This is a genomic window from Streptomyces sp. NPDC019890, assembly GCF_044903445.1.
Lineage (GTDB): Bacteria > Actinomycetota > Actinomycetes > Streptomycetales > Streptomycetaceae > Streptomyces.
This window is the reverse complement of the sequence record NZ_JBJDQK010000004.1, coordinates 121,448-138,639: the sequence shown is the minus strand read 5'-3', so window position 1 is coordinate 138,639 and position 17,192 is coordinate 121,448. Positions and strand designations below refer to the sequence as shown.

The window sequence follows — 17,192 nt, the reverse complement described above, 5'->3', positions numbered from 1 at the left end:
CGGATACGCTCCGAGACGTGGCTGAGATCCAGATTCCCGCTGACATCAAGCCCGCCGACGGCCGTTTCGGCGCGGGCCCCTCCAAGGTGCGTACGGAGGCGCTGGACGCCCTGGCCGCCACCGGCACCTCACTCCTCGGCACGTCCCACCGCCAGGCCCCGGTCAAGAACCTGGTCGGCTCGGTGCGTGACGGCGTACGCGACCTCTTCCAGCTCCCAGAGGGCTACGAGGTCATCCTGGGCAATGGCGGCTCGACCGCCTTCTGGGACATCGCGACGCACGGCCTGATCGAGAACAAGTCCCAGCACCTGTCCTTCGGCGAGTTCTCCTCGAAGTTCGCGAAGGCCTCGAAGCTCGCTCCGTGGCTGGCCGAGCCGACCGTGATCGTCTCCGACCCGGGCACGCACCCGGACCCGGAGGCGGAGGCGGGCGTCGATGTGTACGCCTTCACGCAGAACGAGACCTCGACCGGCGTCGCGGCCCCGATCAAGCGGGTCGCGGGCGCGGACGAGGGCGCGCTGGTGCTGGTGGACGCGACGTCGGGCGCGGGCGGCCTGCCGGTCGACATCGCCGAGACGGACGTCTACTACTTCGCCCCGCAGAAGTCCTTCGCCTCCGACGGCGGCCTGTGGATCGGCGTGTTCTCCCCCGCCGCCCTGGAGCGCGCGGCGCGCATCCACGGCTCGGGCCGGCACGTCCCGGAGTTCTTCAGCCTGCCGACGGCGATCGACAACTCGCTGAAGAACCAGACGTACAACACCCCGGCGCTGGCCACGCTCTTCCTGCTGAACGAGCAGCTGACCTGGCTGAACAGCCAGGGCGGCCTGGACTGGTCGGTGGGCCGCACGGCGACGAGTTCGCGGAACCTGTACGGCTGGGCCGAGGCGTCCAAGTACGCGACCCCGTTCGTGGTCGACCCCGCGAAGCGCTCGCAGGTCATCGGCACGATCGACTTCGCGGACGAGATCGACGCGGCGGCGGTCGCGAAGGCGCTGCGCGCGAACGGCATCGTCGACACCGAGCCGTACCGCAAGCTGGGCCGCAACCAGCTGCGCGTCGCGATGTTCCCGGCGATCGACCCGGCGGACGTCGAGGCGCTGACGGCCTGCATCGACTATGTGATCGAGAAGCTGTAGCACTGCGCTGTACGAGGAGGGGCCCGGAGACACCGTCTCCGGGCCCCTCTCGTTTCGGCCGGATGGCCCACCGCGCGGGCAGGCCGCCCGCCGCCGGCTGATGCTGAGTCACGTGCAACCGGCCAGGGCGCCGAACCCGTGGCCCACGTCATCCGGAGGTCCGCACCGTGCCGCTGCCCCGCCGCTTCGTCGCCCTGCTCGCCGTCGCCCTGCTCGCCGGTCCGGTGGCCGCCCCCGCTCAGGCCGCGGAATCCGCCGAGCCCGCCGGGTCGACCGGCCACGATCATGCGCTGTACGAGCGCCTGCAGGCACTGGTTCAATCCCCCGACGGCCCGCCCGGAGCCATCGTCGTACTCCGGCGCGGACACCGCACCGAGATCTACCGGGCCGGGGTCTCCGAGCTCGGCACCGACCGCCGGCCACAGCCGACCGACCATATGCGGATCGCCAGCACGGCCAAGGCGTTCAGCGGCGCCGTCGCCCTGCAACTGGTCGACCGCACCCGGCTCCGTCTCGACGACACGATCGGGCAGTGGCTGCCCGGCCTCCCCGCCGACTGGCACCCGGTGACCCTCCGGCAGTTGCTGAACCACACCAGCGGTCTGCCGGACTACTCCACGGATCCGGAATTCCTGGCGCTGCTGTCGGAGGACCCGCGCCGCCACTTCGACTCCCGCCGGCTCCTCGACTTCGTCGCCGACGAACCGCTGCTCTTCCCGCCGGGCTCGCAGTACCTCTACTCGAACTCCGACAACATCGCCGTGGCCCTGATCGCCGAGGCGGTGACGGGCAGGCCCTACGAGGAGTTGCTGAGGAGAACCGTCTACCGCCCGCTGGGACTGCGGAACACCAGCCTGCCGCAGGGCTTCCTCCTCCCCGAGCCCTATCTGCACGGCTATGCGACCGACCCGCCGAACCCGCCGGAGGACGTCAGCACGGTCCTCAGCGCCTCGGGCGTCTGGGCGTCCGGGGGCATCGTGTCGACCCCGAAGGACCTGACCTCGTTCATCCGCGCCTACGCGGGCGGCCGTCTGATCTCGCCGCCAACCCGCCGTCAGCAACTGGCATGGATCGACGGCGCGTCCGAACCGGCAGGCCCCGGGACCAACGCCGCCGGTCTCGCGATCTTCCGCTACACGACCCGGTGCGGCGTGGTGTACGGCCACACGGGCAACTTCCCCGGCTATACGCAACTGGCGGCGGCGACTCCGGACGGCAAACGCTCCCTGACGTTCTCCCTGACCACCCAGGTGAACAAGGACAACAACCCGGCGCTGCTGGCGGAGGTCCGCAGCGTGGAGGAGGACTTCGTCTGCGCGCTGCTGGGCTCACGATGAGGTGACGCGCGGCGCGGATCGTGCATTGATGGAGGCATGAGTACGAGTCCGGGGCTCACCCCCTTCGACAAACAGTGGGCCGTCCTTCTCACCAGCTACAAGAAGGACGGCACGGGCGTCGGCACCCCCGTCAGCATCGCCGTCGAGGGTGACCACGCCTACGTACGCACCTACGCCAAGGCCGGCAAGGCCAGGCGGATGCGGAACAACCCGGAGATCGAGATCGCGCCCTGCACGGCACTCGGCAAACCGACGGGGCCCCCGGTCAAGGCGAGGGTGCGGCTGCTCGACCGGAGCAGCGAGGAGTACCGGCATGCGGCGAAGCTGCTGGCGCACAAGCATCCGTTCATGCACGGTGCGCTGGTGCCGTTCGCGCACAAGGTGAAGCGGGACACGACGCTGCAGTACGAGGTGCGTCCCCGCTAGCGGAACTCGTCAGCCGCGGCGCAGCAGGCGCTTCACCCCGAGGACGAGAGCCGTCGCTCCGGCCAGCACGATGATCCCGTACGTGAAGGAGCTCTTCCCTCCGCCCTGCCCGCTCTCGGCCGAACTCCCCCTGCTGGAGGGTGACTTGCTGTCGGCGCCCGACGCCGAGTCGTCGCCGAGCGCGACTCGCTGCACATCACTCTGCTCCCCCTCCGTGCCGAACATCAGCGCCTTGCCGTCGGCGGTGTACGTCACGGACTCGGCCTGCCCCTGGATCGGCGCACGCACCCGGTGATCGGCCCCGAGGCGCCCCTTCTTCCACTCGTACCCCCGCGCACTGAAGTACGAGCGCAGTACGAGCTCCTTGCCGTCCGGCGAGAACGCGCCGTCGGTCACCCACGGAACATCCCCGATCCGCCGGAAGACATTGGTCCCGGAGGAGGTGAGCGTGGCGGGCCCCTCGTACAGGCCGCCGCCGTCCTCGTTCTTCGAGGCGATGTAGACCCGCCCGGTCTTGGGATGCACCATCAGCGCCTCGGCATTCCGTGGCCCGTCCGCGTACGTGACCGTGTACTGCGTCGCTTTGACGGTCATGTCCTTGAGAGTCTTCGGCTCCGGGAACTTGTAGATCCAGACGTGGTCCCAGCTGCCGTTGAGGTTGTCGCCGATGTCCCCGACGTAGACGTTCCCGTCCGGGCCGACCGAGATCGCCTCCATGTCACGCGGTGTGCCGACCCCGCGCAGCGTGATCGTCGCGACGGTCTCGCCGGTCCTGGAGTCGACCGCGAAGACGCGCGGCTCGTCCTGGTCGTTGTGCGTCCAGTACACGCCGGGGTGCGCCCGGCTGGCGGCGAGGCCGCTGGACTCCGTGATCCTCGGGTCCTTGATTGTGAACCCCGAGTCGTCGTCGGCCGATGCGGGGGCAGCGGCGAGCACAACGGCGGCGGCAGCAACGGCAGCGGCGACGTACGGAAGCGAACGCATTCCCCCAGCCTGCCACCTCGCGCGCGTGGACCCCGGGCCCTGTCCCCGTGGTCAGCCTCACATCGCAGGTGCGTGGCTTGATCGGCCATGATGACCCCCATGCGTTTCATGTTCGTCGGCGACTCCATGACCATCGGACGCGCCGGCGACTACACCTGGCGTTACCGGATGTGGCAGCACCTCGCCGCCTCTTTCGACGGCCCCTACGAGATCGTCGGCCCGCGCACCGAGCTGTACGACACCGACGCGGCCGGGCCCGTGTCCGGTGCGTACAAGGACCCCGCTTTCCCCGCCGACGCCCGCCGGCATCTCGCGGGCTGGGGCGAGGGCTGGCTGCACATGGCCCCACTGATTCGGGCTGCGGTCAGCGCCGACCAGGTGGACATCCTGCTGGTCTCGCTCGGCCTGATAGACCTCGGCTTCTACACGAACAGCGTCCAAACCGCCCTGAACGCACGCCAGTTCATCGCCGAGGCCCGCGCGGCCAACCCGCGGATACGGATGGTCCTGCTGCCCGTCATCCCCAACGTACGGGCCCGCTCCGACGCCCCCTTCGCCGCAGAGTGCGACCACTTCAACGAACTCCTGGCCAAGGCGGTCGCCGACCTGGACACGGCATCCTCGCCGGTTCTGCTGGCGTCGCGCCCGGAGTCGTACGCCATCGACACGGACACGTACGACGGCACGCACCCGGGCCCGAGCGGCGAGGACAAGCTGGCGGCGGCCTTCGCCGGGGCGATGCATCAGGCGTGGGACATGGGCGGCCCGTACCGGCCGGCGTACTAGTCGCCCCGCAGTCTTCGCGGCCCGCGGCCCTCGCGGCCTCGCGTGCGGATGCGAACCGCGCGCCGGGAGGTGACCCTGGAGGGGGGCGACCAGGACAGGCCACTCCGGCGTGCCCGAGGCCCGCTCCCAGGAGGCGGGAGGAAAGAACATGGCTACGAAGAAGCAGCTCACGACCCGAGACATCATGACCGCCGGCGTGCAGTGCATCGGTGCACACCAGTCGCTGAAGGAAGCGTCGGTCATGATGCGCGACATGAATGTCGGGGCTCTGCCCATATGCGGCGACAACAACAGGCTCACCGGCCTGATCACCGACCGCGACATCGTCATCCAGTGTTGCGCCGAAGGCATCGACCCGGGGACGGTCCAGGCCGGCTCCCTCGGCGGGGAACTGCACTGGATCGACGCGAACGCGGGCGCGGACGAGGCTCTGACGATGATGGAGCAGCACCAGATCAAGCGGCTGCCGGTGATCGACGTAAAGCAGGGCCATCAACTGGTCGGCATGATCACGGAGGCCAATCTCGCGAAGAACCTCACGGACGCGCAGATCGCGGAGTTCGCGACCAAGGTGTACGCGAACGCCTGACGGTCGGCGGGCGGCCGGGGGGAGTGGTCTTCCCCTGTTCTTCCTCTGTCGGCCGGGACCGCCGGTCCAGCGGCCAGATCAGCCCGTCGTCCAGCGCGGGCACTCCCACGAACGCCGGGCCTCGCCCGCTCCGGTGGCCCAGTGGACCGGACGCAGGCGGGCGGCGCCACCGCGCGTGACGCCGCCCGCCTTTGATGCCTGTCCGCCTGTCCGGTGATGCCTGTCCGGCCGTCAGAACACGAACGGTCCGGGAGCCTGCGCCGAGGTGGCATTGCACGTCACGGTGATGCCGAAGACCACGACGGTCAGCGACTTCCCCTCAAGGCTGTCGCCCGCGGCGACCGTGCCCTTGAGCGGCCCGGTGGACACATCGCCCCCGGCGGGGATCGCCGGGTTGGAATTACCCGTGAACGTCGATGTTCCGGAGCCGTTCTTGGTGAGCGTGAGGGTCGACTTGACCGAGTTCGCTCCGATATTGATGGGGGACTTGATGGCCGATGTGGACACGCTGATGGTCGCGGCCGTGCCGTCCTGCGTGGCCGTGAGCGTCGCCGTGCCCGACCCGAAGGAGCCGCAGTCGAACGAGAGGGTCGCGGTCTGAGGAGTCACCGCGCTCGCGACGGGCGCCGCCACGAGCGCGCCCGCGACCGCCAGGCCGGTGCTCACTAATACGCCGATTCCGAATCTGCCGTGCTTCATGGAGGTCCCGCTTTCATGTGGGGGTGTACGGGATGCCATCGCCGACTGCCACGACGCACTGCGCGGTGTCCCGGGGGTGGGTGTGGGGATCCCGGGCCTGACGGGCAGTCAGTGACTGCTGTCATTGCGGCAGGTGCACCTCAAGAATGCAAGGCTCGACGCCATGAACTTTTGTACGCAACGACCACATCCGGCCGGGGCAATCACCCGGAAGCCCGCGTCAGGCGGTTGGCCAGCGTCGACATCGTGTACGTCCCGATACCCATGACCACCTCCAGAGCGTTCTGCTCCGTGTGGCCGCGGGACAGGAACGCGCGCAGTTCCTCGTCGCCCACTCCCCCGGCCGTACGCAGCACCTCCAGCGTGAACCGCCGTACCGCTTCGAGGCGTTCGTCATCCAAAGGCCGCTGCTCCCGCAGTGCCGAGATGATGTCGTCGCCCGCCCCCAGCCCCGTCAGTCTTTTGGTGTGGATCGCCACGCACACATGGCACTCGTTGCGTGCCGCGACGGTCATCACGACCACCTCGCGCGCGATCGGATCCAGCGTCGTCTGCTCGAACATCGCGCTGAGCTTCAGAAAGCCGTCGAGCAGATGCGGCGAGGTGGCCAGCCGGGCGGCGGCCGACGGCAAGTGCCCCATGCTCCGGGTCACCGCCTCCAACGAGCGGCGCGACGCGGCCGGGGCGGACTCCAAGGTGTGATCGACGAACACGACTTTCCCCCTACGATGGACAACGTGGTTGACGAAAAAAAGGTAAACCAGGTTGTCGATATCCGCAACAGCCGTGAGGACACGCCCGGTTACGAGCTGCCCCTGCTCCTCTTCGCGGGGTTCCGGTCCCTCATCGACCGGCTCCACGCCGAACTGGCCGAGCAGGGACACCCGGACGTTCGGCCCGCGTACGGCTTCGCGATGCAGGCGATCGGCGCGGGCGGCGCGACCGCGAGCGAGATCGGCCGACGGCTCGGTGTCTCCAAGCAGGCGGCCGGCAAGACGGTCGACCGGCTCGTGACCCTGGGCTACGCCGTACGGGCCGACGACCCGGGCGACGCGCGCCGCAAGCTCGTCCGCCTCACCCCGCACGGCCTGGACGCCCTCGCCCGCTCGGCGGCGATCTTCGACGAACTGCGGGCGGAGTGGGCCGGCGCGCTGGGCGCGAGGCGCGTGGCCGACATCGAGGAGGCGCTGCGTACGGTGGTCCCGGCCGAGGCCTTCCGGCTGGACGCCGCGGGCTGGTTCGGCGGCGCGTGACGAGTTCTCGTCACGGGCGTGTCCCGGTCACCGTGCGTATCGTTGACTGCGCGGCTGCATGCGACCCCGCTGCAGCGGGGAGGAGCGCCACGATGACCGTCGTAGAGAGCGGCAGGATCGACATGGCCGACGACAACGCCGAGCGCTTGGACGAGTGGTTCGAGAGGCTTGAGCAGATGCCCGTCCCCGAAGGAATCAAGGTAGAGATCGTCGGGGGAATCGTCTTCATGTCGCCGCAGCGGAAAGTCCATTGGGAGATCATCCGCAGGATCGTCAGAGCACTGGAAGACAAGTTCGGCATGGATGTCGAGGTGCTGTCGGACGTGCGCATCGATTTCCCCGGCCCGGAGAACGGCTTCTGCCCCGACGTGGCAAAGCTCCGCGACGGAGCGGTGCAGGACAGCCGAGGCCGCTGGCGCTCCGAGGACGTGGAGTTCATCGCCGAGGTGATTTCCAAGGGCACCGCACTCAACGACTACGGCCCGAAGAAGATCGCCTACGCCGTCGCCGAAGTCCCCGTCTTTTTGATCGTCGACCCGTACAGCGGCAAGTGCCTCCTCCACACCCAGCCCAAGGACGGGGACTACATGACTGAGACGAAGGTCGCCTTCGGGCAGCCCCTCGACCTCAGCAGCACGCCCCTCGGCCTCACCCTCTCCACCGACAAATTCCCCCGCGACTGACCACGCGGCCGTCCTTGCCTGGAGCGTGCTCCAAGGCGTTGGCTTGGTGCCCATGAAGTACACACAGCTCGGACGCACCGGACTCAAGGTCAGCCGACTCGTCCTCGGGACGATGAACTTCGGGCCTCAGACCGACGAGGCCGACAGCCACACCATCATGGACGCCGCGCTCGGCGCGGGGATCAACTTCTTCGACACCGCCAATGTCTACGGCTGGGGCGAGAACAAGGGCCGTACCGAAGAGATCATCGGCAGCTGGTTCGCCAAGGGCGGCGAGCGCCGTGACAAGGTCGTCCTCGCCACCAAGGTCTACGCGAACATGGCAGGCGACGGCGAGCCCTGGCCCAATCACGACCGGCTCTCCGCACTCAACATCCGCCGCGCCGTCGAAGCCAGCCTCAAGCGGCTGCGGACGGACTACATCGACCTCTACCAGTTCCATCACGTCGACCGGCGCACGCCTGTCGAGGAGATCTGGCAGGCGATCGACGTCCTCATCCACCAGGGCAAGATCCTCTACGCGGGCTCTTCCAACTTCCCCGGCTGGAAGATCGCCCAGACCAATGAGACGGCCCGCCGCCTCGGTTCGTACGGCCTTGTCAGCGAGCAGTGCCTGTACAACCTCGCCGAGCGCCGCGCCGAGATGGAGGTCATCCCGGCCGCGCAGGAGTACGGCCTCGGGGTCATCCCCTGGTCGCCGCTGCACGGCGGGCTGCTCGGCGGTGTGCTCAAGAAGGAGAGCGCGGGAGCGCGGCGGGCGAGCGGCCGCAGCGCCGACGCGCTCGCCAACACCGCCGTTCGGGCACAGGTCCAGGCGTACGAGGATCTCCTCGACAAGCACGGCCTCGAGCCGGGCGAGACCGCGCTGGCCTGGCTGCTCACCCGGCCGGGAGTCACCGGGCCGATCGTCGGGCCGCGTACGGCGGACCAGCTGGCGTCCGCGCTGCGCGCCGCCGAGCTCGAGCTGAGCGACGACGTGCTGTCGGGTCTCGACGAGATCTTCCCCGGTCCTGGACCGTCCCCCGAGGCCTTCGCCTGGTAGCGGGCGGCACGCCGGGCGTGGTGGTCGGTCAGGTCCACTGACCGACCTGGGCCCTACCGTCCGACCAGGGCCGTGACGGCGATGATCGCGAACATCAGCACAAGCACGCCGGCCATGATCTGGTTTCTGGTCTTGGGATTCACGCTTTGAGACTAACCGGCCCGCCCGAGCGGCCAGGCACCGACCGTCTCGTAGCGCGGCTCCTCGCCCTTCACCCCGCTCACCGGCAGGTTGCTGCGTACGAGCACGAGCTCGGCCACCTCCCAGGGCGTGCCCTCGAAGCCGCTGAGCTTCTCGACGTACGGGCGCAGATCGGCGTCGTGGCGGCTGCGGGCGATCGTGAGATGCGGGTGGAAACGGCGGTGCTCCTCCATGCTGACCCCGGCCCGCCGCGCCGCCGCGTCCGCGCGTTCCGCGAGCAGATTCATCTCCTCCAGACCGCCCGCGGCGCCGGACCACAGCGCCCGGTGCCCGAACCGGCCACCCTGGTGGAGACGGAGCGGGAAGGGGGAGGACCTGTGGGCGGCCCGCCCGAGCCGCTCGTGCAGCTCGGGCAGCAGGCCGTCGTCGACCTCGCCCATGAAGGCGAGCGTGAAGTGCCAGCCCGCCCGGCCGGTCCAGCGCAGGTCGTCCGCGCCGGGCAGGGTTCTCAACCGGTCGACGGCACGGACGAGTTCGTCGACTGCCGTGGCGGGCGGCAGAACGGCGGCGAAGAGTCTCATGATCCGAGTCTGGCCCAAACCGGGGCCGTACGGGACCGACGGAACCGGCCGGGGCCGTACGGGACCGGCCGGTACAGCTGAGGCCGGCCGGGGGTCGGGCCCGGGACAAGCCGGGGGCCCGGCCCGGGACAGGCTCACGCGGCCGGCGCCAGCTGCTCCCGCGGTACGAACTCCACATGCCGGCGTCCCCGCCGCAGATCTATTTTCAGGCGCAGCCCGCCCACCCGGGCGAGCATCACGCCGACTCCGATCGCCGCGATCAGCGCCACCGTGCCGCCCGCCGCGAAGCCGATCCGCGGTCCGTAGGTGTCCGTGATCCAGCCGACGAGGGGTGCGCCCATCGGCGTACCGCCGACGAAGACCATCATGAACAGGCTCATCACGCGGCCTCGCATGGCCGGTTCCGTCGCCATCTGAATGCTGGAGTTGGCCGTGACGTTGACCGTCAGGCCGAACATCCCGATCGGCACCAACAACACCGCGAAGATCCAGAACTGCGGCGCGAACGCGGTCACGATCTCCAGTAGGCCGAAGAGCACCGCGGCTCCCACGAGCACCCGCAGCCGCGAGGTGCCACGCCGGGCCGCGAGCAGGGCGCCGGCCAGGGAGCCGCCGGCCATGAGCGTGTTGAGCAGGCCGTATGTGCTCGCGCCCGAGTGGTAGACGTCGTTCACGAAGGCCGACAGCCAGATCGGGAAGTTGAAGCCGAAGGTGCCGATGAAGCCGACGAGGACGATCGGCCAGATCAGCTCCGGTCGGCCCGCGACATACTTCAGCCCCTCCCGCAGCTGACCCTTTCCGCGCGGCGCGCGCTCGACCTTGTGCAGTTCGCCGGGGCGCATCAACAGCAGGCCGACGATGGGGGCGAGAAACGACAGGCCGTTGAAGAGGAAGGCGTAGCCGCTGCCGACGGCGGTGATCAGCACACCGGCGACGGCGGGACCGACGAGGCGCGCGGACTGGAAGTTGGCGGAGTTGAGGCTGACCGCGTTGGCGAGCTGCTCGGGGCCGACCATCTCGGCGACGAAGGACTGCCGGGCCGGGTTGTCGATCACGGTGACGAGGCCGAGCAGGAAGGCCGTGAGGTACACGTGCCAGACCTGGACGTGCCCGCTGAGGGTGAGGACGGCGAGGGCGAGACCGGTGAGGCTCATCGCGCACTGGGTGGCCAGCAGCAGCGGCCGCTTCGGCAGCCGGTCGGCGAGCACCCCGCCGTACAGTCCGAAGAGCAGCATCGGCAGGAACTGCAGCGCGATGGTGATGCCGACGGCGGACGCGGATCCCGTCAGTGTCAGCACCAGCCAGTCCTGGGCGATGCGCTGCATCCAGGTGCCGGTGTTGGAAACGACTTGCCCGGTGGCGAAGAGCCGGTAGTTACGGATCTTCAGCGAGCTGAACATGGTTGTAGGGGAGGGTGCGGGTGCGGAGTGTGCTCCGGGTCCCGAACTCAAAAGGGTTCGCCTCCTCAGTTTGGTCTCTACAGGTGCGCGAGCTTCTCCAGTACAGGGGCGGCTGCGCGCAGCTTCGCCCACTCGTCCTCGTCCAGGCCCTCGGCGAGCGAGGCCAACCAGACGTTCCGCCTCCGGCGGCTCTCTTCGAGCATGGCTTCGGCCTGCTCGGTCTGGCTGACCACCTTCTGCCGGCGGTCATCGGGGTGCGGCTCCAGCCGGACCAGTCCCTTGGCTTCGAGCAGTGCCACGATCCGGGTCATGGACGGCGGCTGGACGTGCTCCTTGCGGGCCAGCTCACCGGGGGTGGCCGAGCCGCAGCGGGCGAGGGTGCCGAGCACCGACATCTCGGTGGGGCTCAGCGATTCGTCGACGCGCTGATGCTTCAGGCGTCGGCCCAGCCGCATCACGGCCGAGCGAAGAGAGTTCACGGCGGCGACGTCGGCGTCATTACCGTGGGACAGGTCTGGCATGTTCGTTAGCATAACTCATTACCCAACCTAAAGACCAGTCGTGAATTGCGGGCACTGGCGGCGGGCACCGATACGAGATCAGTTCATCACTCATATGAGTGAGACATATCCGGAAAGTGATGCACTGGCCGTGGCCGTCCGGCAACGCTGGTCGACATGGGATCGACAGTCCTCAGCCTGCGGATAGACGGTGAGCTCCTCGACCGGCTCAGGCACCATGCCGCCAGACGCGGAATGAGCGTCCAGGACTATGTGGTCCAGACGCTCATCCGCGACGACTTCGACGAACGCTTCAAGGCGGCCGTCGACGAGACAGAGAAGTTCTACGGCCGCGCGTGATCGGCCGCGCGTGAAGCGGCGTGGATGAAGCGGCGTACGCGCCCTACGTGAGGCCCAGCGCGGGCATCGCGTAGTAGAAGACGAACACGGCGGAGACGACGTACATCGCCACGGGCACCTCGCGGCCCCGCCCGGCCACCAGCCGCAGCAGGCTGAAGGTGATGAAGCCGATGCCGATCCCGTTCGTGATGGAGTACGTGAACGGCATCATCACCATCGCCAGGAAGGCCGGCACGGCGACGGTGAAGTCGTCCCAGTCGATGTCCCGGACCGAACCGGCCAGGATCAGGAAACCGACCGCCAGCAGCGCGGGCGTGGCCGCCTGGGACGGAACCATCGTGGCGAGCGGCGTGAGGAACAGCGCCGCCGAGAACAGCGCACCCGTGACGACGGAGGCAAGTCCCGTGCGGGCCCCCTCGCCGACGCCCGCCGTGGACTCCACGAAGCAGGTGGAGGCCGAGGACGAGGTGGCGCCGCCCGCGGCGACGGCGATGCCGTCGGCGAAGAGCACCTTGTTGATGCCGGGGAGGTTGCCGTCCTTGTCCATCAGTCCGGCCTCGTCGCCGACGCCGAGGATCGTGCCCATCGCGTCGAAGAAGCAGGACAGCAGCACGGTGAAGACGAACAGCACGCCCGTCAGATAGCCGACCTTGCCGAAGCCGCCGAACAGGCTGATCCGGCCGACCAGGCCGAAGTCGGGGGACGCGACGGGGTTGCCCGGCCAGGTGGGTGTGGTCAGACCCCAGCTCGGGACCGTCGCCACGGCGTTGATGACGATCGCGACGATCGTCATCGTGACGATGGAGATCAGGATCGCGCCCGGCACCTTGCGGATGATCAGCGCGAGCGTGAGCAGCACACCGAGGGCGAAGACGAGGACCGGCCAGCCGTCCAGATGACCGCCGACGCCCAGCTGAAGCGGGACGGTGGTCTTGGCGACGTCGGGGACACGGGCGACGAAGCCCGAGTCGACCAGGCCGATCAGCATGATGAAGAGGCCGATGCCGATCGCGATGCCCTTGCGCAGGCTGCGCGGCACCGCGTTCATGACGCGCTCGCGCAGACCGGTGGCGACCAGCAGCATCACGACGAAGCCGGCGAGCACGACCATGCCCATCGCGTCCGGCCAGGACATCCGGGGCGCGAGCTGCAGAGCCACGACGGTGTTCACGCCGAGCCCGGCCGCGAGCGCGATCGGGACATTGCCGATGACGCCCATGAGGAGCGTGGAGAAGGCGGCGGTAAGCACGGTGGCGGTGACGAGCTGGCCGGCGTCGAGCTGGTGCCCGTACATGTCCTTCGCGCTGCCGAGGATGATCGGGTTCAGCACGACGATGTACGCCATCGCGAAGAAGGTGGCGAATCCGCCCCGGATCTCGCGGGAGACGGTGGAGCCGCGCGCCGAGATCTTGAAGAAACGGTCCAGGCTGCCGAGAGCACCCATCGGCTGATGCTCGGGAGCCGGCGGCTGGGAGGCGGGGGCCGCGGCAGGGGCCGAGGGGGTCATGCGGGGGTCCTCATCAGATGCGATCTTGGCGGTTTGTACGAAGAATTCCGGTCACGGGAAAAACCGATTCAGTATGAACACATCAGAGGGAGATCGCTATCTTCGCGCGCAGACGGCTGTGCCCACTGGGCGTAAACGACCGCCGCCTACACTGTGCGCATGGCGAAGTGGACCCCCAAGCACGAGGCACCCGAGCCCCTTGAGGGGCCGGTCGTCGCCACCATCACCGGCGGCACGATCCTCTGGTTCGTCCTCTTCCTGGTCCAGATCCCGTTCTACAACTGGTTCGCCGAGCGCGATCTGATGTGGTGGGTGTGGACCTGCCTGGCCGGTGGCGGTCTTGGCCTGATCGGCATCTGGTACGTACGGGGGCGGGAAGCGGCGATCAAGCGCGCGCAGTCCGCGGAGACGGCCGTGGCTGCCGAGTCGTCGCGGGCCGCGGGACCGTCCGCACCGAGCGACGAAGGCGAGCGGGGCCAGGGCACGTAGCCCGTACCGCGCCGCTCGTGGTGCCTGGAGTTCGTAGAGCCGGGCGTTCCTGGAGCCGGGCGTTGTGGAGCCGGGGGACGACTCGTGGTGCCAGGGGACGATTCGCTTCCTACCGAGGTCTGATCCCGGGCGCACTCGGCGGGTGAACCGGCCATTCCGGCCGTACCGTCGAAACCATGACTCAGCGGTCGAGGATCGACGCGGACGGCCCCGAGCCGGGCGGACCCTCCATCGACGCGGGTGCCGAACTGGATCCCGTACACCCGAGAAAGTTGCCCGAGTCCGCCCTCGCGCCACGGGCGAGCGGACTGACGACGGCGGAGGTCGCCGAGCGGGTCGCGCGGGGCGAGGTCAACGACGTACCCGTCCGCTCCTCGCGCTCCCTCACCGAGATCGTCCGCGCGAACGTGCTCACCCGCTTCAACGCCATCATCGGCGTGCTGTGGCTGATCATGCTCTTCGTCGCGCCGTTCCAGGACAGCCTCTTCGGCTACGTGATCATCGCCAACACCGGCATCGGCATCATCCAGGAGCTGCGCGCCAAGAAAACGCTGGACGCGCTCGCGCTCATCGGCGAGGCCAAGCCGACGGTACGGCGCGACGGTACAGCCGCGGCGGTCTCCACGACCGAGATCGTCCTCGGGGACCTCGTCGAACTCGGGCCCGGCGACGAGGTCGTCGTGGACGGCGAGGTGGCGGAGGCGGACAGCCTGGAGATCGACGAGTCGCTGCTGACGGGTGAGGCCGACCCGGTGCCCAAGCAACCCGGCGACCGGGTGATGTCGGGCAGCTTCGTGGTCGCGGGCGGCGGAGCGTTCACGGCGACGAAGGTGGGGCGCGAGGCGTATGCGGCGCAGCTCGCGGAGGAGGCGTCGCGCTTCACGCTCGTCAACTCCGAGCTGCGCAACGGCATCAGCACGATCCTCAAGTACGTGACCTGGATGATGATCCCGACCGCGATCGGGCTCGTCATCAGCCAGCTGGTGGTCAAGAACAACGACTTCAAGGACTCGGTGGCCAGGACCGTCGGCGGCATCGTGCCGATGATCCCCGAGGGGCTTGTGCTGCTGACGTCGGTCGCCTTCGCGATCGGCGTCATCCGGCTCGGCCGCAAGCAGTGCCTCGTGCAGGAACTGCCCGCGATCGAGGGTCTGGCGCGGGTCGACGTCGTCTGCCTCGACAAGACGGGCACGCTGACGGAGGGCGGCATGGACGTCACCGAGCTGCGCCCGCTGGGCGGCTCGGACGAGAGCTACGTACAGAAGGTCCTCGGCGCACTCGGTGAGTCCGATCCGCGGCCGAACCCCTCCTTGCAGGCGATCATCGACGCGTATCCGGACAACGAGGACTGGCGGTGCACTCAGTCGCTGCCGTTCTCCTCGGCGCGCAAGTACAGCGGCGCGAGCTTCAGCGATGGCCACGGCGAGAGTTCCACCTGGCTCCTCGGCGCACCCGATGTGCTCCTGCCGACGGGCGACGCCACCCTGGCCGAGATCGATCAGCTCAACGAGCAGGGCCTGCGGGTGCTGCTGCTCGCCCGGGCGGCGGGCGACCTCGACGCGCCCTCGGTCGGCGCGGGGGCGCAGCCGGCCGCGCTGGTCGTCCTGGAGCAGCGGCTGCGGCCGGATGCGGCCGACACCCTTCGCTACTTCGACGAGCAGAATGTCCACGCCAAGGTCATCTCCGGCGACAACGCGGTGTCGGTGAGCGCGGTGGCCGGAAAGCTCGGCCTGCCGGGCGCGCAGGACACGGTGGACGCGCGGCGGCTCCCCACGGAACAGGCCGCGATGGCCGCGTCGCTGGACGCGAACTCGGTCTTCGGCCGGGTCACTCCGCGGCAGAAGCGCGACATGGTCGGCGCGTTGCAGTCGCGTGGCCATGCGGTCGCCATGACCGGCGACGGCGTCAACGACGTGCTGGCGCTGAAGGACGCGGACATCGGCGTGAGCATGGGCTCGGGCTCGGAGGCGACGCGGGCGGTGGCCCAGATCGTGCTCCTCAACAACAGCTTCGCGACGCTGCCTTCGGTGGTGGCGGAGGGGCGCCGGGTGATCGGCAACATCACGCGCGTCGCCACGCTCTTCCTGACGAAGACGGTCTACTCGGTGCTGCTGGCGATCCTGGTGGTGTGCACCCAGGTCGAATACCCCTTCCTGCCACGGCACTTGACGCTGCTGTCGACGCTGACCATCGGGGTCCCGGCGTTCTTCCTGGCGCTGGCGCCGAACAAGGAACGCGCGAAGCCGAACTTCGTACGCAGGGTGATGCGGTACGCGCTCCCGGCGGGCGCGATCGCGGCGGCGGCCACGTTCTGTACGTATCTGCTGGCAAGGTCCCACTACAGCGGCCCGGGATCACTCGACGCGGAGACGAGCGCGGCGACCCTGACGCTGTTCCTGGTCTCGATGTGGGTCCTGGTGATCATCGCCCGCCCGTACACATGGTGGCGGGTCTGCCTGGTGGCGGCGATGGTGGCGTGCTTCCTGCTGGTCCTGGTGGTCCCGTGGTTGCAGCACTTCTTCGCGCTGAAGCTGGTGGGGACGACGATGCCGTGGGCGGCGGTGGGGATCGCGGCGGCGGGGGCGGCGCTGCTGGAGGTGGCGTGGCGGGTGGTGGACCGGAGGTTCGCGGCGTAGGAAAGGCCTTTGCCCATGGCGCAGCGCCGCTTCAGCGAACATGCCCGGCGTCGTGCCGGTCCGTGACAGCAATGTCCCCGGCGGGGATCCCGAAAGCGATCGCGCGCCAGATTCACTTCACGTTCCTGAGGCCAGTGGGCCGACGCGGAACTCGACGACTGCTGCTCACCCAAAAGGCCGAGGGGGAGGATCCCCCTCGGCCACTCGCCTGCTCGGCTACTTCGAGATGACCGCGCGGAGTGTTCCCGCGGTGGTCGCCTCGAACTCACCGAAGCCAGTTGTACCGTCCGCGAACTGTACGAAAGCCCGGGCCCCGGACATGTCGAGGACCCTCACCCCGGCTGACGGGGAGCCGGTGAAATCTGGATCGACTCCGGTGAACGACACCTGCTCTCCGGGTGCGAAACCGGAGAAATTCGCGACCACAACCTCGGTGTCCACACCGGCCGTGCTCGTGAGCGTCGCGGGGCCTGCGAAGCTGCCCATACTGTCCCAGGTGACAGGGAACTTGGCCGTACGGCCGCTGATGCCCACCGATTGGACTTCAGATGCACTCGCGTTGCTGAGATTGAGGTTGATGGAGAATGAGTTCAGCGGACCAGCGAATGTGGCCACGACTTCTTCAGCCATGTGTGATCTCCCG

General features: G+C 68.8%; 19 protein-coding genes. 11 read left to right on the top strand and 8 right to left on the bottom strand.

Annotated features, from left to right (window positions below):
• The first annotated feature begins 17 nt into the window (after window positions 1–17).
• The 3 genes from serC (at window position 18) to ACI2LP_RS12935 (ending at window position 2,899) form a co-directional block, all read left to right on the top strand.
• Window positions 18–1,136 (top strand): phosphoserine transaminase, encoded by a 1,119-nt coding sequence (gene serC, locus ACI2LP_RS12945; RefSeq protein ID WP_404724576.1) that lies wholly within the window; start codon window positions 18–20, stop codon window positions 1,134–1,136.
• A 167-nt stretch (window positions 1,137–1,303) separates the two neighbouring features.
• Window positions 1,304–2,473, top strand: coding sequence for a serine hydrolase domain-containing protein (locus ACI2LP_RS12940; protein ID WP_404724575.1), 1,170 nt, complete (start codon window positions 1,304–1,306; stop codon window positions 2,471–2,473).
• A 36-nt stretch (window positions 2,474–2,509) separates the two neighbouring features.
• Complete coding sequence (locus ACI2LP_RS12935) at window positions 2,510–2,899, top strand: PPOX class F420-dependent oxidoreductase (RefSeq protein WP_404724574.1); 390 nt, start codon at window positions 2,510–2,512, stop codon at window positions 2,897–2,899.
• A gap of 9 nt (window positions 2,900–2,908) precedes the next feature.
• Here ACI2LP_RS12935 and ACI2LP_RS12930 read toward each other — a convergent pair whose 3' ends face one another.
• The gene (locus ACI2LP_RS12930; protein WP_404724573.1) at window positions 2,909–3,883 is read right to left on the bottom strand and encodes a WD40 repeat domain-containing protein; all 975 of its coding nucleotides are present in this window, start codon (window positions 3,881–3,883) and stop codon (window positions 2,909–2,911) included.
• Between the two features lie 99 nt (window positions 3,884–3,982).
• Between ACI2LP_RS12930 and ACI2LP_RS12925 the strand changes: the two genes are divergently transcribed.
• Together ACI2LP_RS12925 and ACI2LP_RS12920 are read left to right on the top strand one after the other, a co-directional pair.
• Complete coding sequence (locus tag ACI2LP_RS12925; RefSeq protein ID WP_404724572.1) at window positions 3,983–4,669, top strand: GDSL-type esterase/lipase family protein; 687 nt, start codon at window positions 3,983–3,985, stop codon at window positions 4,667–4,669.
• A gap of 148 nt (window positions 4,670–4,817) precedes the next feature.
• A complete protein-coding gene (locus ACI2LP_RS12920; protein WP_404724571.1) occupies window positions 4,818–5,258 on the top strand; it encodes a CBS domain-containing protein in 441 nt (146 codons plus the stop codon).
• Window positions 5,259–5,489: 231 nt separating this feature from the next.
• Here the strand turns inward: ACI2LP_RS12920 and ACI2LP_RS12915 are convergent, their stop codons facing one another.
• The gene (locus tag ACI2LP_RS12915) at window positions 5,490–5,957 is read right to left on the bottom strand and encodes a hypothetical protein (protein ID WP_404724570.1); all 468 of its coding nucleotides are present in this window, start codon (window positions 5,955–5,957) and stop codon (window positions 5,490–5,492) included.
• Between the two features lie 203 nt (window positions 5,958–6,160).
• The gene (locus tag ACI2LP_RS12910) at window positions 6,161–6,670 is read right to left on the bottom strand and encodes a carboxymuconolactone decarboxylase family protein (RefSeq protein ID WP_404724569.1); all 510 of its coding nucleotides are present in this window, start codon (window positions 6,668–6,670) and stop codon (window positions 6,161–6,163) included.
• 15 nt (window positions 6,671–6,685) lie between these two features.
• Here ACI2LP_RS12910 and ACI2LP_RS12905 point away from each other — a divergent pair, with 15 nt between their 5' ends.
• The 3 genes from ACI2LP_RS12905 to ACI2LP_RS12895 all read left to right on the top strand — a co-directional run bounded on the left by ACI2LP_RS12905 (window position 6,686) and on the right by ACI2LP_RS12895 (window position 8,935).
• Window positions 6,686–7,210, top strand: a complete 525-nt coding sequence (locus tag ACI2LP_RS12905; protein ID WP_404724568.1) for a MarR family winged helix-turn-helix transcriptional regulator — start codon at window positions 6,686–6,688, stop codon at window positions 7,208–7,210.
• Between the two features lie 92 nt (window positions 7,211–7,302).
• The gene (locus tag ACI2LP_RS12900) at window positions 7,303–7,893 is read left to right on the top strand and encodes a Uma2 family endonuclease (protein ID WP_404724567.1); all 591 of its coding nucleotides are present in this window, start codon (window positions 7,303–7,305) and stop codon (window positions 7,891–7,893) included.
• 52 nt (window positions 7,894–7,945) lie between these two features.
• On the top strand, window positions 7,946–8,935 hold the full coding sequence (locus tag ACI2LP_RS12895; protein ID WP_404724566.1) for an aldo/keto reductase: 990 nt from the start codon (window positions 7,946–7,948) through the stop codon (window positions 8,933–8,935).
• Between the two features lie 152 nt (window positions 8,936–9,087).
• On the opposite strand, the gene thpR is transcribed toward ACI2LP_RS12895, so the two are convergent.
• From thpR to ACI2LP_RS12880, 3 genes are all read right to left on the bottom strand, one after another.
• On the bottom strand, window positions 9,088–9,657 hold the full coding sequence (thpR, locus tag ACI2LP_RS12890) for an RNA 2',3'-cyclic phosphodiesterase (protein WP_404724565.1): 570 nt from the start codon (window positions 9,655–9,657) through the stop codon (window positions 9,088–9,090).
• 134 nt (window positions 9,658–9,791) lie between these two features.
• A complete protein-coding gene (locus tag ACI2LP_RS12885; protein WP_404724564.1) occupies window positions 9,792–11,108 on the bottom strand; it encodes an MFS transporter in 1,317 nt (438 codons plus the stop codon).
• Window positions 11,109–11,134: 26 nt separating this feature from the next.
• Window positions 11,135–11,578, bottom strand: a complete 444-nt coding sequence (locus ACI2LP_RS12880) for a MarR family winged helix-turn-helix transcriptional regulator (protein WP_404724563.1) — start codon at window positions 11,576–11,578, stop codon at window positions 11,135–11,137.
• Window positions 11,579–11,734: 156 nt separating this feature from the next.
• Between ACI2LP_RS12880 and ACI2LP_RS12875 the strand changes: the two genes are divergently transcribed.
• Complete coding sequence (locus tag ACI2LP_RS12875) at window positions 11,735–11,917, top strand: ribbon-helix-helix protein, CopG family (RefSeq protein WP_404724562.1); 183 nt, start codon at window positions 11,735–11,737, stop codon at window positions 11,915–11,917.
• Between the two features lie 43 nt (window positions 11,918–11,960).
• Here the strand turns inward: ACI2LP_RS12875 and ACI2LP_RS12870 are convergent, their stop codons facing one another.
• Window positions 11,961–13,424: an NCS2 family permease gene (locus ACI2LP_RS12870; RefSeq protein WP_404724561.1), complete on the bottom strand. Its 1,464-nt coding sequence runs from the start codon at window positions 13,422–13,424 to the stop codon at window positions 11,961–11,963.
• A gap of 159 nt (window positions 13,425–13,583) precedes the next feature.
• Here ACI2LP_RS12870 and ACI2LP_RS12865 point away from each other — a divergent pair, with 159 nt between their 5' ends.
• Both ACI2LP_RS12865 and ACI2LP_RS12860 read left to right on the top strand, forming a co-directional pair.
• Window positions 13,584–13,913 (top strand): DUF2530 domain-containing protein, encoded by a 330-nt coding sequence (locus ACI2LP_RS12865; protein WP_404724560.1) that lies wholly within the window; start codon window positions 13,584–13,586, stop codon window positions 13,911–13,913.
• A gap of 176 nt (window positions 13,914–14,089) precedes the next feature.
• Entirely contained in the window at window positions 14,090–16,549 is a 2,460-nt protein-coding gene (locus ACI2LP_RS12860) for an HAD-IC family P-type ATPase (RefSeq protein ID WP_404724559.1), read from the top strand.
• A 216-nt stretch (window positions 16,550–16,765) separates the two neighbouring features.
• On the opposite strand, the gene ACI2LP_RS12855 is transcribed toward ACI2LP_RS12860, so the two are convergent.
• Window positions 16,766–17,179, bottom strand: a complete 414-nt coding sequence (locus tag ACI2LP_RS12855; protein WP_404724558.1) for a hypothetical protein — start codon at window positions 17,177–17,179, stop codon at window positions 16,766–16,768.
• Between the last annotated feature and the right edge of the window lie 13 nt (window positions 17,180–17,192).

Bases quoted from the DNA above. Each gene is read 5' to 3' on its own strand.
- ACI2LP_RS12935 (WP_404724574.1), top strand. From the start codon at position 2,510: ATGAGTACGAGTCCGGGGCTCACCCCCTTCGACAAACAGTGGGCCGTC.
- ACI2LP_RS12930 (WP_404724573.1), bottom strand. From the start codon at position 3,883: ATGCGTTCGCTTCCGTACGTCGCCGCTGCCGTTGCTGCCGCCGCCGTT.
- ACI2LP_RS12925 (WP_404724572.1), top strand. From the start codon at position 3,983: ATGCGTTTCATGTTCGTCGGCGACTCCATGACCATCGGACGCGCCGGC.
- ACI2LP_RS12920 (WP_404724571.1), top strand. From the start codon at position 4,818: ATGGCTACGAAGAAGCAGCTCACGACCCGAGACATCATGACCGCCGGC.
- ACI2LP_RS12915 (WP_404724570.1), bottom strand. From the start codon at position 5,957: ATGAAGCACGGCAGATTCGGAATCGGCGTATTAGTGAGCACCGGCCTG.
- ACI2LP_RS12905 (WP_404724568.1), top strand. From the start codon at position 6,686: ATGGACAACGTGGTTGACGAAAAAAAGGTAAACCAGGTTGTCGATATC.
- ACI2LP_RS12900 (WP_404724567.1), top strand. From the start codon at position 7,303: ATGACCGTCGTAGAGAGCGGCAGGATCGACATGGCCGACGACAACGCC.
- ACI2LP_RS12895 (WP_404724566.1), top strand. From the start codon at position 7,946: ATGAAGTACACACAGCTCGGACGCACCGGACTCAAGGTCAGCCGACTC.
- thpR (WP_404724565.1), bottom strand. From the start codon at position 9,657: ATGAGACTCTTCGCCGCCGTTCTGCCGCCCGCCACGGCAGTCGACGAA.
- ACI2LP_RS12880 (WP_404724563.1), bottom strand. From the start codon at position 11,578: ATGCCAGACCTGTCCCACGGTAATGACGCCGACGTCGCCGCCGTGAAC.
- ACI2LP_RS12875 (WP_404724562.1), top strand. From the start codon at position 11,735: ATGGGATCGACAGTCCTCAGCCTGCGGATAGACGGTGAGCTCCTCGAC.
- ACI2LP_RS12870 (WP_404724561.1), bottom strand. From the start codon at position 13,424: ATGACCCCCTCGGCCCCTGCCGCGGCCCCCGCCTCCCAGCCGCCGGCT.
- ACI2LP_RS12865 (WP_404724560.1), top strand. From the start codon at position 13,584: ATGGCGAAGTGGACCCCCAAGCACGAGGCACCCGAGCCCCTTGAGGGG.
- ACI2LP_RS12860 (WP_404724559.1), top strand. From the start codon at position 14,090: ATGACTCAGCGGTCGAGGATCGACGCGGACGGCCCCGAGCCGGGCGGA.
- ACI2LP_RS12855 (WP_404724558.1), bottom strand. From the start codon at position 17,179: ATGGCTGAAGAAGTCGTGGCCACATTCGCTGGTCCGCTGAACTCATTC.